Origin of the sequence: Cupriavidus sp. L7L (genome assembly GCF_004353535.1) — a bacterium.
Taxonomy (GTDB): domain Bacteria; phylum Pseudomonadota; class Gammaproteobacteria; order Burkholderiales; family Burkholderiaceae; genus Cupriavidus; species Cupriavidus oxalaticus_A.
Genome location: NZ_SMNY01000008.1, coordinates 71,140 through 85,148 on the forward strand (window position 1 = coordinate 71,140; position 14,009 = coordinate 85,148).

The 14,009-nt window shown below is 62.6% G+C and carries 16 protein-coding genes and 1 pseudogene; 15 read left to right on the forward strand and 2 right to left on the reverse strand.

Annotated elements, in window-relative coordinates:
- Positions 1–167 precede the first annotated feature (167 nt).
- From hisA to E1J61_RS07535, 11 genes and pseudogenes are all read left to right on the forward strand, one after another.
- Complete coding sequence (gene hisA / locus E1J61_RS07485) at positions 168–914, forward strand: 1-(5-phosphoribosyl)-5-[(5-phosphoribosylamino)methylideneamino]imidazole-4-carboxamide isomerase (protein ID WP_029047635.1); 747 nt, start codon at positions 168–170, stop codon at positions 912–914.
- A gap of 93 nt (positions 915–1,007) precedes the next feature.
- A complete protein-coding gene (gene hisF, locus E1J61_RS07490) occupies positions 1,008–1,778 on the forward strand; it encodes an imidazole glycerol phosphate synthase subunit HisF (RefSeq protein ID WP_063241228.1) in 771 nt (256 codons plus the stop codon).
- A 2-nt stretch (positions 1,779–1,780) separates the two neighbouring features.
- The gene (gene hisI, locus E1J61_RS07495; protein ID WP_063241227.1) at positions 1,781–2,185 is read left to right on the forward strand and encodes a phosphoribosyl-AMP cyclohydrolase; all 405 of its coding nucleotides are present in this window, start codon (positions 1,781–1,783) and stop codon (positions 2,183–2,185) included.
- Entirely contained in the window at positions 2,182–2,559 is a 378-nt protein-coding gene (locus tag E1J61_RS07500; protein ID WP_133093467.1) for a phosphoribosyl-ATP diphosphatase, read from the forward strand. The genes hisI and E1J61_RS07500 overlap by 4 nt, the downstream gene beginning before the upstream one ends.
- Before the next feature lie 73 nt (positions 2,560–2,632).
- Complete coding sequence (locus E1J61_RS07505) at positions 2,633–3,022, forward strand: hypothetical protein (RefSeq protein ID WP_133093468.1); 390 nt, start codon at positions 2,633–2,635, stop codon at positions 3,020–3,022.
- Between the two features lie 54 nt (positions 3,023–3,076).
- On the forward strand, positions 3,077–3,433 hold the full coding sequence (locus E1J61_RS07510) for a histidine triad nucleotide-binding protein (protein ID WP_133093469.1): 357 nt from the start codon (positions 3,077–3,079) through the stop codon (positions 3,431–3,433).
- 146 nt (positions 3,434–3,579) lie between these two features.
- The gene (gene tatA, locus E1J61_RS07515; protein WP_133093470.1) at positions 3,580–3,819 is read left to right on the forward strand and encodes a Sec-independent protein translocase subunit TatA; all 240 of its coding nucleotides are present in this window, start codon (positions 3,580–3,582) and stop codon (positions 3,817–3,819) included.
- An 84-nt stretch (positions 3,820–3,903) separates the two neighbouring features.
- Positions 3,904–4,413 (forward strand): Sec-independent protein translocase protein TatB, encoded by a 510-nt coding sequence (gene tatB, locus E1J61_RS07520; RefSeq protein ID WP_133093471.1) that lies wholly within the window; start codon positions 3,904–3,906, stop codon positions 4,411–4,413.
- A 125-nt stretch (positions 4,414–4,538) separates the two neighbouring features.
- Complete coding sequence (gene tatC, locus E1J61_RS07525) at positions 4,539–5,336, forward strand: twin-arginine translocase subunit TatC (RefSeq protein WP_133093472.1); 798 nt, start codon at positions 4,539–4,541, stop codon at positions 5,334–5,336.
- A 241-nt stretch (positions 5,337–5,577) separates the two neighbouring features.
- On the forward strand, positions 5,578–6,678 hold the full coding sequence (locus E1J61_RS07530; protein ID WP_133093473.1) for a porin: 1,101 nt from the start codon (positions 5,578–5,580) through the stop codon (positions 6,676–6,678).
- A gap of 134 nt (positions 6,679–6,812) precedes the next feature.
- Positions 6,813–8,057, forward strand: a pseudogene (locus E1J61_RS07535) (IS3 family transposase).
- A gap of 348 nt (positions 8,058–8,405) precedes the next feature.
- On the opposite strand, the gene E1J61_RS07540 reads toward E1J61_RS07535, so the two are convergent.
- The gene (locus tag E1J61_RS07540) at positions 8,406–9,599 is read right to left on the reverse strand and encodes a Do family serine endopeptidase (RefSeq protein ID WP_133093474.1); all 1,194 of its coding nucleotides are present in this window, start codon (positions 9,597–9,599) and stop codon (positions 8,406–8,408) included.
- A 20-nt stretch (positions 9,600–9,619) separates the two neighbouring features.
- Between E1J61_RS07540 and E1J61_RS07545 the strand changes: the two genes are divergently transcribed.
- On the forward strand, positions 9,620–10,366 hold the full coding sequence (locus tag E1J61_RS07545) for a Nif3-like dinuclear metal center hexameric protein (protein ID WP_133093475.1): 747 nt from the start codon (positions 9,620–9,622) through the stop codon (positions 10,364–10,366).
- Between the two features lie 45 nt (positions 10,367–10,411).
- On the opposite strand, the gene mscL is transcribed toward E1J61_RS07545, so the two are convergent.
- The gene (gene mscL, locus E1J61_RS07550; protein ID WP_133093476.1) at positions 10,412–10,837 is read right to left on the reverse strand and encodes a large conductance mechanosensitive channel protein MscL; all 426 of its coding nucleotides are present in this window, start codon (positions 10,835–10,837) and stop codon (positions 10,412–10,414) included.
- A 214-nt stretch (positions 10,838–11,051) separates the two neighbouring features.
- Here mscL and petA point away from each other — a divergent pair, with 214 nt between their 5' ends.
- The 3 genes from petA to E1J61_RS07565 are packed head-to-tail and all read left to right on the forward strand — an operon-like array spanning position 11,052 to position 13,855.
- Positions 11,052–11,669 carry a ubiquinol-cytochrome c reductase iron-sulfur subunit gene (gene petA, locus E1J61_RS07555; RefSeq protein ID WP_133093477.1) on the forward strand — a complete coding sequence of 206 codons (618 nt, stop codon included), beginning with the start codon at positions 11,052–11,054 and terminating at the stop codon, positions 11,667–11,669.
- Between the two features lie 2 nt (positions 11,670–11,671).
- Positions 11,672–13,075: a cytochrome bc complex cytochrome b subunit gene (locus E1J61_RS07560; protein WP_133093478.1), complete on the forward strand. Its 1,404-nt coding sequence runs from the start codon at positions 11,672–11,674 to the stop codon at positions 13,073–13,075.
- 36 nt (positions 13,076–13,111) lie between these two features.
- Positions 13,112–13,855: a cytochrome c1 gene (locus tag E1J61_RS07565; protein ID WP_133093479.1), complete on the forward strand. Its 744-nt coding sequence runs from the start codon at positions 13,112–13,114 to the stop codon at positions 13,853–13,855.
- Positions 13,856–14,009 lie beyond the last annotated feature (154 nt).

Here is a 14,009-nt window from a genome sequence, read left to right on the forward strand (position 1 = left end):
CGCTTGTTTGACGATTGTTCGACCGAGAACCAGACAGACCCGTCACCGGACCCTGACCCTTCACGCAACCCGTCAAGCGACCAGTTCCCGATCGAACATCGACCCCGACCTGACCGGCCTCGCCGGTCTCGCTCAACCTCACTTACTCAACCACGCTCGTCACGCATATGTTGCTCATTCCGGCCATCGACCTGAAGGACGGTCAGTGTGTACGCCTCAAACAAGGCGACATGGACCAGGCCACCGTCTTTTCCGAAGATCCCGCCGCCATGGCACGCCACTGGGTGGAGCAGGGCGCGCGGCGCCTGCACCTGGTGGACCTGAACGGCGCGTTCGTGGGCAAGCCCCGCAACGAGGCGGCCATCAAGGCCATCATCGCCGAGGTCGGCGATGAGATCCCGGTGCAACTGGGGGGCGGTATCCGCGACCTGAACACCATCGAACGCTGGCTGGACGACGGCTTGTCGTACGTCATCATCGGCACCGCGGCGGTGAAGAATCCCGGCTTCCTGAAGGACGCCTGCTCGGCCTTCGGCGGCCACATCATCGTCGGCCTCGATGCCAAGGACGGCAAGGTCGCCACCGACGGCTGGAGCAAGCTGACCGGGCATGAAGTGGCGGACCTGGCGCGCAAGTATGAAGACTACGGTGTCGAAGCCATCATCTATACCGACATCGGCCGCGACGGCATGTTGCAGGGGATCAATATCGACGCCACCGTCAAGCTGGCGCAGTCGATGTCGATCCCGGTGATCGCCAGCGGCGGCCTGTCCAACCTGGCGGATATCGACAACCTGTGCGCGGTCGAGGGCGAGGGTGTGGAAGGCGTCATCTGCGGCCGCGCGATCTACTCCGGTGATCTGAACTTTGCCGATGCGCAGGCCCGTGCCGACAAGCTGCGCGACGGCCAGTAAGGCCAACGCGGGCCCAACGCAAGCCAACGCGCCCGCGGGCGCAGCCGCTGTCGCACCGGTGCCTTGCCGGCGCGGCGGCGGACAAGGACTCTCATGCTAGCCAAACGTATCATCCCCTGCCTGGACGTGACCAACGGGCGGGTGGTCAAGGGCGTCAACTTCGTCGAGCTGCGCGATGCGGGCGACCCCGTGGAAATCGCGCGCCGCTATGACGAGCAGGGCGCCGACGAAATCACATTCCTCGACATCACCGCCACCAGCGACGGGCGCGACCTGATGCTGCATATCATCGAGGACGTCGCTTCGCAGGTGTTCATTCCGCTGACGGTCGGCGGCGGCGTGCGCACGGTCGAAGACGTGCGGCGCCTGCTCAATGCCGGCGCGGACAAGATCAGCGTCAACTCGTCGGCCATCGCCAACCCGCAGCTGGTGTCCGACGCCACCGCCAAATACGGTTCGCAGTGCATCGTGGTGGCGATCGATGCCAAGCGCAGCTCCGCCCCGGGCGAGCCGTCGCGCTGGGAAGTCTTTACCCACGGCGGGCGCAAGGCTACCGGCCTGGACGCGGTCGAATGGGCGCGTGAAATGGCCGCGCGCGGCGCCGGCGAGATCCTGCTGACCAGCATGGACCGCGACGGCACCAAGAGCGGCTTCGACCTGGAACTGACCCGCGCCGTCAGCGACGCGGTGCCGGTGCCGGTGATCGCCTCGGGCGGCGTCGGCGGGCTGCAGGACCTCGCCGACGGCATCACCAAGGGCCGCGCCGACGCGGTGCTGGCCGCCAGCATCTTCCACTACGGCCAGCATACCGTGGGCGAAGCCAAGGCATTCATGGCCCGCGAGGGCATTCCAGTGCGGATCTGATCATGGCAAAGAAGTGGCTCAACAAGGTCAAGTGGGACGATAACGGCCTGGTGCCGGTGATCGTGCAGGAAGTGGGTTCGAACGACGTGCTGATGTTCGCGTTCATGAACCGCGACGCGCTGCAGCGCACCGTGGAACTGGGCGAGGCCGTGTTCTGGTCGCGCTCGCGCAAGCGCCTGTGGCACAAGGGCGAAGAGTCCGGCCACGTGCAGAAGGTGCATGAGATCCGCCTCGACTGCGACGAGGACGTGGTGCTGCTCAAGGTCACGCAGGTGGACAGCATCGCCTGCCATACCGGGCGCCATTCCTGCTTCTTCCAGAAATTCGAGGGCGATGCGGAGGCGGGTGACTGGCAGACCGTCGAGCCCGTGTTGAAAGACCCTGCACAGATCTATACCAAGCCATGAGCGACACCCAACCGAGCAGCAGCGATGTGCTGGCACGCGTGGCCGAAGTGCTCGAATCGCGCAAGCCCGCCAATGGCGGCGACCCCGCCAAGTCCTATGTTGCCAAGCTGTACAGCAAGGGCGACGACGCGATCCTGAAGAAGATCGGCGAGGAAGCCACCGAGACCGTGATGGCGGCCAAGGACGCGCGCGCTGCCGGCCACAGCGGCAGCGAGGCCGGCAAGCTGGTCTATGAGGTGGCGGACCTGTGGTTCCACACCCTGGTGTTGCTGGCAAACTTCGGGCTGGGCCCGGACGACGTTGTCAACGAACTGGCACGGCGCGAAGGGCTCTCCGGCCTGGAAGAAAAAGCCCGGCGCAAGGAAGAGGGCTGACCGGCTGACCAGTCGCTGTGCTGGCCAGTTTCCCGCCTGCCGCGAGGCAGGCCATCGCAGAACAAGGGCAAACATGGCGAACGACTATACCGCGCAGGTTACCGGCCCCAGCAGCGAACAGCAGAGCAGCCTGCGCAAGCTGCTGCATATCCTGTACGCGCTGTACGCGATCTTCTGGCTGACCGGCGGCATTACCGCGCTGATCGCTATCATCATCGACTACGTCAAGCGCGACGACGCGCGCGGTTCGCTGTATGCCTCGCACTTCGCATGGCAAATCCGCTCGTTCTGGTGGTCGGTGGCGTGGGCGGTGCTGGGCGGCGTGCTGTTCGCCACCGTGGTGCTGATGCCGCTGGCGTTTGCGGTGTGGGCCGTGCTGTCGCTGTGGATGCTGTATCGTATCGTCAAGGGCTGGCTGTACCTCAACGACAGCAAGCCGATGTACCCGGATCAGCAGTTCTGATGCCGGGCGGACACGGTACCCTCGGGGTGCAGGGTTCGCCGCAATGAAATTTTCATGAACGTTCAGGATAATTGCATCTTCTGCAAGATCGTGGCCGGCCGGATACCGTCGCGCAAGGTGTACGAAGACGACGACATGGTGGCCTTTCACGATATCCATCCCAAGGCCCCGGTACACCTGCTGGTCATCCCCAAGTCGCATGTCGACTCGCTGGCCGATTGCGGCGCCGGCGAAGGGGAGGTGCTTGCTAGAATGATGCTGAAGGTGCCTGAACTGGCGCGCGCGGCAGGCTGTGGCAACGGCTTCCGGACGGTGATCAATACCGGGCCGGACGGCGGCCAGGAAATCTACCACCTGCATCTGCATGTGCTCGGTGGGCCGCGCCACGAGTGGAAGGGACCGCTGCCCTGAACGGGCAGCCTTGGCATGGGAGCGCCCGGGCGGCAACGCCGGGGCAAATGCTGCGCCGGCAACCGTCGCCCGGCGCGGCCATAACGGGACGGAACAACGGGTCCGGGCGACTATGACTACGCCCGAGGCTTCACCAGGAGCAAGAGATGGGTTCGTTTAGCATTTGGCACTGGCTGATCGTGCTGGTGATCGTCATGCTTGTGTTTGGCACCAAGAAGCTGCGCAATATCGGCCAGGACCTGGGCGGCGCGGTCAAGGGTTTCAAGGATGGCATGAAGGACGGCGAAGACAAGGAAAAGTCGGCCCAGGCCGCCCAGTCCAAGGAACTGCGCGACTCCACCACCATCGACGTAGAAGCCAAGGAAAAGTCGCGCCAGCAGCAGTAAGCCGGCGGTGCGCTATCCCCTTCCCGCGATCGTGGCTGCCTGTGCGCAGCCCCGCGTCTACGCTGTCTTCCGCATGATGTCCGCATGATTGATCTCGGCATTTCCAAGCTGGCGCTGATCGGTGCCGTGGCACTGATCGTGATCGGTCCCGAGCGGCTGCCCAAGGTCGCCCGCACCGTTGGCGCTCTGGTCGGCCGCGCGCAACGCTATATCAATGACGTCAAGGCCGAGGTCAGCCGCGAAGTCGAGCTGGAAGAGTTGCGCAAGATGCGCTCTGAATTCGAGGAAGCGGCGCGCGACGTCGAGCGCACCATCCACAAGGAAGTCAGCGAGCAGACCCAGGCACTGAACGAAGCGCTCGGCGGCACTGAAGCGGGCACCGAAGGCGTCAGCGCCGGCGGCGACAGCTTCGTGCCAAGCTGGGACGCGGCGCACAAGGCTCACAACGGCCGCAAGAGCTGGCGCGTGAAGCAGGGCGCGCGGCCGCTGTGGTTCAAGCGCCAGCACAATGTGCGGGTCTGGGTGCAGTCGGGCGCCGCGCGCGTGAAGCGCCACCGCCCGGCCAGCCGGCCGTCCCGTTCCTTCTTCGAGTGAGCATGTTGCGCGTGCCGGCCCATGCCGGGGCTGCCGCCGCCATCGCCATGCCCGTCCAACCGCGCCGCGCCGAGCGGCATCATCGACCCCACCTTGCCAGCCTGCGCGGCTGAGCGGTCCACGCCATGAGCGACACCCGGTCCCCAGATCCCCAAGACCCGCAAGACGAGTCGCAGCAGGAAACCTTCATTTCCCACCTGATCGAGTTGCGCCAGCGCCTGGTCAAGGCGGTGGCCGGGATCATCCTGGTCTTCGTTTGCCTGGTCTACTGGGCGCCGGTCATCTTCAACCTGTTTGCGGCGCCGCTGATGCAGTCGCTGCCCAAGGGCGGCAAGATGATCGTGACCGACGTCACCGGCTCGTTCTTCGTGCCGATGAAGGTCACGTTGCTGGTGGCGTTCCTGATCGCGCTGCCATGGGTGCTGTACCAGGTCTGGCAGTTTGTCGCGCCCGGGCTGTACCAGCATGAGAAGCGGCTGATCCTGCCGCTGGTCTCGAGCAGCTACATCCTGTTCCTCTGTGGCGTGGCGTTTGCGTACTTCCTGGTGTTCCCGACGGTGTTCCACTTCATGGCGCACTACAACGCGCCGCTGGGTGCGGACATGTCGACCGACATCGACAAGTACCTCAGCTTCGCCATGACTACCTTCCTGGCCTTCGGCATCACCTTCGAGGTGCCGGTGGTGGTGATCGTGCTCGTCCGGTTCGGCGTGGTCGAACTGGAAAAGCTCAAGCAGATCCGCCCGTATGTGATCGTCGGGGCGTTTATCATCGCCGCCATCGTGACGCCGCCCGATGTGCTGTCGCAGTTGCTGCTGGCGGTTCCGCTGGTGCTGCTCTATGAACTTGGGCTGGTCATGGCGCGCTTCGTCGGCCGTCCGGCCGCGCAAACCGAGGCTTCAGCGGAAACGCAGACGGACTAATACCGCTGAGGTAGGTATACCGAGCCATCCACCCCGTTTTTGCACCAAAACGGGGATTTTTTTGCCCAGCCGTGTTGTTCGATCACAACAAAAACCGTTGGTAAGCGTGGTTTACGCCGAAAAAGCCTTCTGAGGGCTGGGGGGGCTGGCACATAATACGCAGCAGACGTGAATGTAAATACGTCGCCCAAGCACTTGGGCAACCAAGATTTCCCAATCAGTTGACAAGGAAAGTGTCGATATGAAGATGAAACTGTTTGCTGCTGCCGTCGCCGCTCTGGCCGCTGGCGGCGCGTATGCCCAATCGAGCGTGACCCTGTACGGCGTGGCTGACGTTGGCCTCGAGTACAACACCAATGCCAACGCCGCTGGCGACGACCTGTTCCGTATGGCGTCGGGTAACCAATCCGGTTCGCGCTGGGGCCTGCGTGGCGTGGAAGATCTGGGCGGCGGCCTGAAGGGCGTGTTCGTGCTGGAAAGCGGTTTCGAACTGGACAACGGTACTTCGGCCCAAGGCGGTCGTCTGTTCGGTCGTCAAGCTTACGTCGGTCTGCAAAGCCAATACGGCTCGCTGCTGCTGGGCCGTCAACAGACCTCGTTCTATGACTTCGGTCTGATCTATGACCCGATGGCCATCTCGTCGCGTTATGGCATCCTGGCTCAAGACTCCCAGTTTGCTGCTCGCGCTGACAACACCGTCAAGTACATCGGCACCTTCGGTGGCCTGACCGCATCGGCTTTCTACAGCTTCAACAACAACGGCCAGGAAACCGCCGGCGCGTTCCGCCGCGGCCAACAGTACGGCGCGCTGCTGAACTACGCAGCTGGCCCGTTCTCGGTTGGCGCTGCCTACGACGAGATCCACGGCACCGTGTCGGCTGCTGGTGTTGACCAAAGCGGTCAGCGCACCCGCCGCGCTACCGTTGGCGCCAACTACGCCTTCGGTCCGGCCAAGGTGTACGCTGGCTATCGCTGGGCCAAGGCTTTCGACGGCGCCCCGCTGACGGGCGGCACGACGGTTGACAACGGTGTTGTCACCACGTCGACCTCGTCCAACCTGTACTGGCTGGGTCTGGGCTACCAACTGACCCCGGCGTTCTCGCTGTCGGGCGCTGCTTACTACCAGGACTTCCGCAAGAGCGACGCAGATCCGTGGCAATTCGTGATCACGGCCGACTACGCGCTGTCGAAGCGTACCGACGTGTACACCTCGCTGTCGTACGCTCTGAACGACAAGGGCTCGGCCCTGGGCGTGAACGGCTTCAACACCGCCACGACCACCAACGTTCAGCCGAACAAGGATCAGTTCGGTGCTGTGGTTGGTCTGCGCCACAAGTTCTAATCCAGCGCGAGCGTAAGCTCGCTTGAGATTGGCTTGCAGAAGGCCGGCGTCCGCAAGGATGCCGGCCTTTTGTCTTGTCTGTGACCCGTCCTGAATAAGGTTGACACTTTTCCCACAGTGATGAGGAGAGTGCCTTGGAGATGGATCGGAAGCGAACGCAACGCGACTACACGCTGGCTTTTAAGTTGGCGGTCGTGGAGGAAGTAGAAAAAGGCGAACTGACGTACAAGCAGGCGCAACACAAGTACGGAATCCAGGGAAGGTCCACAGTGCTGGTATGGTTACGCAAGCACGGACTACAGGACTGGAGCGGCTCGTTGCCACAGGGCGCTCGGTACGCGACGATGGAAAACCAAGGCAAAGCCAAGCTCCGCACACCGGAGCAGCGCATCAAGGAACTGGAAGTCCAGTTGCGCGAGGCGCAGGAGAAGGCACGACTGTTCGAAGCAGTGCTCGACGTGATTCAGAAGGAGCACGGGGTACGCGTCGTAAAAAAGCCTTCGGGCAAGTCCTCGCGCAAAAGCTCGTCCAAGGGCTAAGCGTTAGCAGGGCTTGCCGTTACTTTGGCATCAGCCGCCAGGCTTACTACAAGCGCCGCCACAGCGAGCTTCGACAGACGGCCCGGGACGCCAGGATCTGCGCATTGGTCACCGCGGTGCGGCTGCGCCAACCACGTTTGGGCACGCGCAAACTGCAGCGGGTTCTGCAGGCGCCCCTGGCGAAGGCGGATATCCGGATGGGGCGTGACCGGTTATTCGATGTTCTGCGCGCGGCGCGATTGCTCGTGAAGCCGCATCGGGCCTATCACAAGACCACCAACAGCCACCACCGCTTCCGGCGACATCCCAACCTGCTTAAGGAGGGGCCGCAGAGGGTAGTGCCCCTGGCGGCCGAGCAGGTCTGGGTCGCCGACATTACCTATCTTCCGACCGCCCGGCAGACCGTCTATCTGAGCCTGGTCACAGACGCTTGGTCGCGAAAGATTGTGGGCTACCATGTCCACGACAGCCTGCAGACCGAGCAGGTGAGCCAAGCGCTGAAGATGGCGCTACGTTCGCGCCAGACGCGGCAAACGCTGGTACACCATTCGGACCGTGGAATTCAATATTGCTCCGGCTACTATCAGGCCATCCATCAGCGGCATGGACTGACCTGCTCCATGACCGACGGGTATGACTGCTACCAGAACGCCATGGCCGAGCGCATCAACGGGCATCCTCAAGAGCGAATTCCTGCTCAATCGCCCCGCCGACCTGCAGCAAGCCAGTCACATGGTCAGGGAGTCCGTGCGGATCTATAACCGGGAACGACCCCATCAGGCCCTGAAATACAAAACGCCCGATGAGGTTCATCGGGCGTCTGTTGCCTTGGCGGGCTAGGCGCCCAGAGGCGCCATCAAAACCTGTCAACCTATGTCAGGACTTGACACTGAGAAGTCTTCGCGTCGGGGCAGAGGCTCACGAGCAGGCGGGAGCCAGCCGGGACCTCTGTGCAGCGTCGCGGCGCGTACTGTTACGCAGCAGGAGGGTCGTGGTTCGTGGTTCGTGGCCCGGGGTTCGGGGTTCGGGGCCCGTGGTTCGGGGCTCAGGCTCGGGCTCGGGCATGGGCTACGGGCTACCAGCTGAATTGGGCCCGTCACCTTCGCTGGGTCAGCTCATCCTTCGCGCAATAAAAAAACCCCGCCATCGCTAGCGGGGTTTTGCATCCAGGCCGGGAACGACTCGGTCTCACTCCTCCTCTTCGAACGGCATCGCCCGGCGCGGCGGAGGCGGGCGCTTGCCAATCGTTACCGTCAGTTCGGTAGGCTTGCCGCGCCGGATTACCATCATCTTGATGTCGACACCCGGCTTGAGCTGGGCGATGGCATTCAACAGCGCCGTCGTGTCGGTGATCGACGAGCCATCCACCTTGGTCAGCACATCGCCCGGCTTCACGCCGGCCTTGTCGGCCGGGCCGCCCTGGACGACCGCGGCGATCAGTGCGCCTTCCTTGGCATCGAGGCCGAACGATTCGGCGATTTCCGGCGTCATGTCCTGCGGCTCGACGCCGATCCAGCCGCGTGTGACGCTTCCGGTGGAAATTATCGACTCCATCACTTGCTTGGCCGTGGATACCGGGATCGCAAAGCCAATCCCGAGCGAGCCGCCCGAACGCGAGTAGATCGCCGTATTGATGCCCAGCAGGTTGCCCTGTGCGTCAACCAGCGCACCGCCCGAATTGCCCGGGTTGATCGCCGCGTCGGTCTGGATGAAATTCTCGAAGGTATTGATGCCGAGATGGCTCCGACCCAGCGCCGACACGATGCCCATCGTCACCGTCTGGCCCACGCCGAACGGATTGCCGATCGCCAGCACCACATCGCCGACCTTGACGTTCTCCAGCCGGCCCAGCGTGATCGCGGGCAGGTCCTTCAGCGTCACCTTGAGCACGGCCAGGTCGGTCTCGGGGTCGGAGCCGACCACCTTGGCGTTGGCCTTGCGGCCATCGGTCAGCGCGATCTCGATCTCGTCGGCGCCATCCACTACGTGGTGGTTGGTTAGAATGTAACCCTCAGCACTGACAATCACTCCTGATCCCAGGCTCGACACCGGCTCCTGCCGCTCAGGCAGGCGGTCGCCAAAGAAGAAGCGGAACCACGGATCCTCGGCCTGCGGGTTGGGCGAGCGCTTGTTGCCGTTCTTGCTGGTAAAAATATTCACCACCGCCGGCATGGCGGACTGTGCGGCTTCACTGTAAGACCCTTCGGCGGCAGGGCCGGACACGTTAGGCACGACTTCCTTGAGCGCCACGATCGGCGACCCGGACTGGACCGCGACGCGCCCCCTCTGCAGCCAATCAGGCTTGAGCGTTGCCACGACGAACCAGACCGCCAGCACGACGGTGACAGCCTGGGCAAAGAACAGCCAAAAGCGCCGCAACATATTGGAGTTTTGAGCAGGAAATGAAAACAAAAGAGCTTGAATTGTACTTGAACGACCTGTTAGAGGTTTCCCGTTACAAGGACTATTGTCCCAACGGGCTGCAAGTGCAAGGTCGACCGGAAGTCACTCACGTCGTCACCGGCGTCACGGCGAGCCTGGCACTGGTCGAGGCCGCGGCCGAAGCCGGCGCCGATGCAATCCTGGTCCATCACGGCTATTTCTGGAAAAACGAAGATGCGCGTGTGGTCGGGCAGAAGCACGCGCGTTTGAAGCGGCTGCTTGGCGCCGACATCAACCTGTTCGCCTTCCACCTGCCGCTGGACAACCATCCGGAATTCGGCAACAACGCGCAGCTCGGGCTGCAACTCGGCTTCACGCCGACCGGGCGTTTCAGCGATGACCAGCTCGGCTGGACCGGCACCTTGCCCGCGCCGATGCCGCTGTCCGCGCTGGCGGCACACGTCGGCGGCGTGCTCGGGCGCGAGCCGCTGTCAATCGGAGAGCCGGAGCAGATGATCCGCACGATCGGCTGGTGTACTGGTGGGGCGCAGGGTTATTTCGATGCGGCGGTAGCCGCGGGCGTCGATGCCTACCTCAGCGGCGAGGTCTCGGAGCAGACCACGCACCTCGCGCGCGAGAGCGGCGTGGCGTATCTGGCCGCCGGCCATCACGCCACCGAGCGCTACGGCATCCGCTCACTGGGCGAACATGTGGCGCAACGCTTCGGATTGCGGCACACATTCATCGATATTCCCAACCCTGTCTGACCCAAAACAATACGGCCCCATCGGGGCCGTTTTATCGTTCTGGGCTCAGCGCGTCTTGAGGGCGTCGCGGATCTCGCGCAGTAGCACCACTTCTTCAGGCGGCGCGGCCGGCGGCGGGGGCGGCTCCTTCTCGCGCATCTTGTTGAACGCGCGCACCATCATGAAGATGATGAAGGCCAGGATCACAAAGTTGACAACGATAGTCAGGAAACTGCCATAGGCAAATACGGGCACACCAGCCTTCTTCAACGCGTCCAGCGTCAATGGCGTTCCAGGCGGTGGATCGGCCAGCGTGACGAACATACTAGAGAAGTCCAGCTTGCCGACGACGCGGCCCACTACCGGCATGATCAGGTCATTGACCACTGAATCCACAATTTTTCCGAATGCAGCGCCAATGATCACACCGACCGCGAGGTCGATGACGTTGCCGCGCATTGCGAAGGTCCTGAATTCCGAGACCATGCCCATGGGGGGTTCTCCTTCTTGTTGCTAGCGATGAACGGTATCAAGCTGTCAGCCTGCCGCATCACTGCCCGGAAAGCAAGTCTGGAGGCGGATTCCCGGCTTGCATGTCCGATTATCGATCAAGGACAAGGCAATTTGCGCCTATCTAGTGCGCAGATGTCTAAGGTACACTTTATGGTTGACGCAAAATCTAAATTGACTTCCCCTGGGGTTTGGAATGAGTGACCAGCAAGACGTGAAGAGCGTGGATAAAGGTCGCCGCAATTGGTTGATCGCGACATCCGTCGCTGGCGGCGTCGGAGGCGTGGCGGTAGCGGTTCCTTTCGTCAGTACCTTTGCACCATCGGAGAAAGCCAAGGCCGCGGGTGCGCCAGTCGAAGCAGATATCGGTGCGCTGAAGCCGGGCGAGATGATGACTGTCGAATGGCGCGGCAAGCCGGTCTGGATCATGAAGCGGACCGAGGAACAGCTGGCGTCGCTGAAGAAGACGGACGGCGAGGTGGCCGATCCGAATTCCGAAATTCCTTTCACCATGCAGACGCCGGATTACTGCAAGAACGAAACCCGTTCGCGCGCAGAACACAAGGACGTCCTGGTCGTGGTCGGCATCTGTTCCCACCTTGGCTGCTCGCCTTCCGGCCCCTTCGCTTCCGGTGCCAATCCCCAACTCGGCGCCGATCCCGGTTTCCTTTGCCCTTGCCACGGCTCCACGTTCGACCTGGCCGGGCGCGTCTTCAAGAACAAGCCGGCTCCGCAAAATCTCGATGTTCCCCCCTACCAATTCCTGACTGACACCAAGATCGTGATCGGCAAGGATGAGAAAGGAGAAGCCTGATCATGGCGGCCGAAAAACAAGTCAAGACGACCGGCCTGATGGGCTGGATCGACGCCCGCTTCCCGGCAACGCAACTGTGGGAAGACCACCTTTCCAAGTACTACGCGCCGAAGAACTTCAACTTCTGGTACTTCTTCGGTTCGCTGGCGCTGCTGGTGCTGGTGATTCAGATCGTCACGGGTATTTTCCTGGTGATGAACTACAAGCCGGACGGCACGCTCAACGCCGCCGGCATTCCCGTGGCCTTCGCCAGCGTGGAATACATCATGCGCGAAGTCCCGTGGGGCTGGCTGGTGCGCTACATGCATTCGACCGGCGCCTCGGCCTTCTTTGTCGTGGTCTACCTGCATATGTTCCGCGGGCTGCTGTACGGTTCGTACCGCAAGCCGCGTGAACTGGTCTGGATCTTCGGCTGCCTGATCTTCCTGTGCCTGATGGCGGAAGCCTTCATGGGCTACCTGTTGCCGTGGGGCCAGATGTCGTACTGGGGCGCGCAGGTGATCGTGAATTTGTTCTCGGCGATTCCCGTGATCGGCCAGGACCTGTCGCTGTTCATCCGCGGCGACTACGTGGTGAGCGATGCCACGCTGAACCGCTTCTTCTCGTTCCACGTCATCGCCGTGCCGCTGGTGCTGCTGGCCCTGGTGATCGCGCACATCATCGCGCTGCACGAAGTGGGCTCGAACAACCCGGACGGCGTCGAGATCAAGGCCAAGAAGGACGAGAATGGCGTGCCGCTGGATGGCATCCCCTTCCACCCGTACTACTCGGTGCACGACACGCTGGGCGTTGCCGGCTTCCTGATCATCTTCTCGGCGGTGATCTTCTTCTTCCCGGAAGTGGGCGGCTATTTCCTGGAGCATAACAACTTCTTCCCGGCTGACCCGCTGAAGACTCCGCCGCATATCGCGCCGGTCTGGTACTTCACGCCGTTCTACTCGATGCTGCGTGCCACCACGTCGAACTTCCTGCCGATCCTGTGGGTGTTCTTCGCGCTGCTGCTCGGCATGGTGTTCCTGCGCAGCAAGGACGCACGCGTCAAGATCGGTGCGATTGCCATCGCCGTGATCCTGGCCGTGGGCTTCTACTTCATCGACGCCAAGTTCTGGGGCGTGCTGGTGATGGGCGGCTCGGTCGTGATCCTGTTCTTCCTGCCGTGGCTGGACTGCTCGCCGGTCAAGTCCATCCGCTATCGTCCCGCTTTCCACAAGTCCATCCTGATCGTCTTTGTGGTGGTGTTCCTGGTGCTCGGCTATCTCGGCGTGCAACCGCCGTCGCCGGTTGGTGAGAAGGTTTCGCAGCTCGGTACGCTGCTGTACTTCGCCTTCTTCCTGACCATGCCGCTGTGGAGCCGTGCCGGCGAGTTCAAGCCGGTGCCTGAGCGTGTCACGTTCCACCCGCACTGAGCGACGCGAACCCCGACAAGAGCACAAGGACACAAGATGAAAAAGCTGCTTTCGATCATCGCGCTGGCCGGCGCCTGCTTTGCCGGCGCGCCCGCCATGGCATCAGAGGGAGGCTTCCCGCTGGAGCCCGCACCGGTGAACACTGCCGACCTGTCGTCGCTGCAGCGCGGCGCCAAGCTGTTCGTCAATTACTGCCTGAACTGCCACGGCGCATCGATGATGCGCTACAACCGGCTCAAGGACATCGGCCTCACCGACGACCAGATCCGCCAGAACCTGCTGTTCACAGCGGACAAGGTTGGCGAGACCATGACCATCGCCATGCAGCCGAAGGAAGCCAAGGCCTTCTTCGGCGCGCAACCGCCGGACCTGTCGGTGATCGCGCGTGCCCGCGGCGACGACTGGCTCTATACCTACCTGCGCACCTTCTACCGTGACGACAGCCGCGCGACGGGCTGGAACAACCTCGTGTTCCCGAGCGTCGGCATGCCGCACGTGCTGTGGGAACTGCAGGGCCAGCGCGCCGCCAAGTTTACGGAAGTGGAAGAGCATGGCGAGAAGGTGCACAAGTTCGCCGGCTTCGAGCAACTGAGCCAGGGCAAGATGAGCAAGGTCGAATATGACCAGGCCACCGCCGACCTGGTCGGCTTCCTCGACTGGATGGCAGAACCCGCGCAGAATCACCGCAAGCGCCTTGGCGTGTGGGTGCTGCTGTTCCTGGGCATATTCACCGTCTTTGCATGGCGCCTGAACGCGGCCTACTGGAAGGATGTGAAGTAAGTCTTGCTGGTGGCGGCCCGGAGGCGGGCAGCCACGCCGAAGGCCAGATGCGGACGTTGCGAAGGCAGCATCGCTCTGGCCTTTTTCATTGTGCCAGGGTGATGAAATATGCCGGGGTAAGTGGATTAAATGCCACTTATTTGCTTTTCGGTGT

What these genes read in the sequence shown, in the direction of transcription:
- hisA (WP_029047635.1), top strand. Translation starts at nt 168, where the DNA reads ATGTTGCTCATTCCGGCCATCGACCTGAAGGACGGTCAGTGTGTACGC.
- hisF (WP_063241228.1), top strand. Translation starts at nt 1,008, where the DNA reads ATGCTAGCCAAACGTATCATCCCCTGCCTGGACGTGACCAACGGGCGG.
- hisI (WP_063241227.1), top strand. Translation starts at nt 1,781, where the DNA reads ATGGCAAAGAAGTGGCTCAACAAGGTCAAGTGGGACGATAACGGCCTG.
- E1J61_RS07500 (WP_133093467.1), top strand. Translation starts at nt 2,182, where the DNA reads ATGAGCGACACCCAACCGAGCAGCAGCGATGTGCTGGCACGCGTGGCC.
- E1J61_RS07505 (WP_133093468.1), top strand. Translation starts at nt 2,633, where the DNA reads ATGGCGAACGACTATACCGCGCAGGTTACCGGCCCCAGCAGCGAACAG.
- E1J61_RS07510 (WP_133093469.1), top strand. Translation starts at nt 3,077, where the DNA reads ATGAACGTTCAGGATAATTGCATCTTCTGCAAGATCGTGGCCGGCCGG.
- tatA (WP_133093470.1), top strand. Translation starts at nt 3,580, where the DNA reads ATGGGTTCGTTTAGCATTTGGCACTGGCTGATCGTGCTGGTGATCGTC.
- tatB (WP_133093471.1), top strand. Translation starts at nt 3,904, where the DNA reads ATGATTGATCTCGGCATTTCCAAGCTGGCGCTGATCGGTGCCGTGGCA.
- tatC (WP_133093472.1), top strand. Translation starts at nt 4,539, where the DNA reads ATGAGCGACACCCGGTCCCCAGATCCCCAAGACCCGCAAGACGAGTCG.
- E1J61_RS07530 (WP_133093473.1), top strand. Translation starts at nt 5,578, where the DNA reads ATGAAGATGAAACTGTTTGCTGCTGCCGTCGCCGCTCTGGCCGCTGGC.
- E1J61_RS07540 (WP_133093474.1), bottom strand. Translation starts at nt 9,599, where the DNA reads ATGTTGCGGCGCTTTTGGCTGTTCTTTGCCCAGGCTGTCACCGTCGTG.
- E1J61_RS07545 (WP_133093475.1), top strand. Translation starts at nt 9,620, where the DNA reads ATGAAAACAAAAGAGCTTGAATTGTACTTGAACGACCTGTTAGAGGTT.
- mscL (WP_133093476.1), bottom strand. Translation starts at nt 10,837, where the DNA reads ATGGGCATGGTCTCGGAATTCAGGACCTTCGCAATGCGCGGCAACGTC.
- petA (WP_133093477.1), top strand. Translation starts at nt 11,052, where the DNA reads ATGAGTGACCAGCAAGACGTGAAGAGCGTGGATAAAGGTCGCCGCAAT.
- E1J61_RS07560 (WP_133093478.1), top strand. Translation starts at nt 11,672, where the DNA reads ATGGCGGCCGAAAAACAAGTCAAGACGACCGGCCTGATGGGCTGGATC.
- E1J61_RS07565 (WP_133093479.1), top strand. Translation starts at nt 13,112, where the DNA reads ATGAAAAAGCTGCTTTCGATCATCGCGCTGGCCGGCGCCTGCTTTGCC.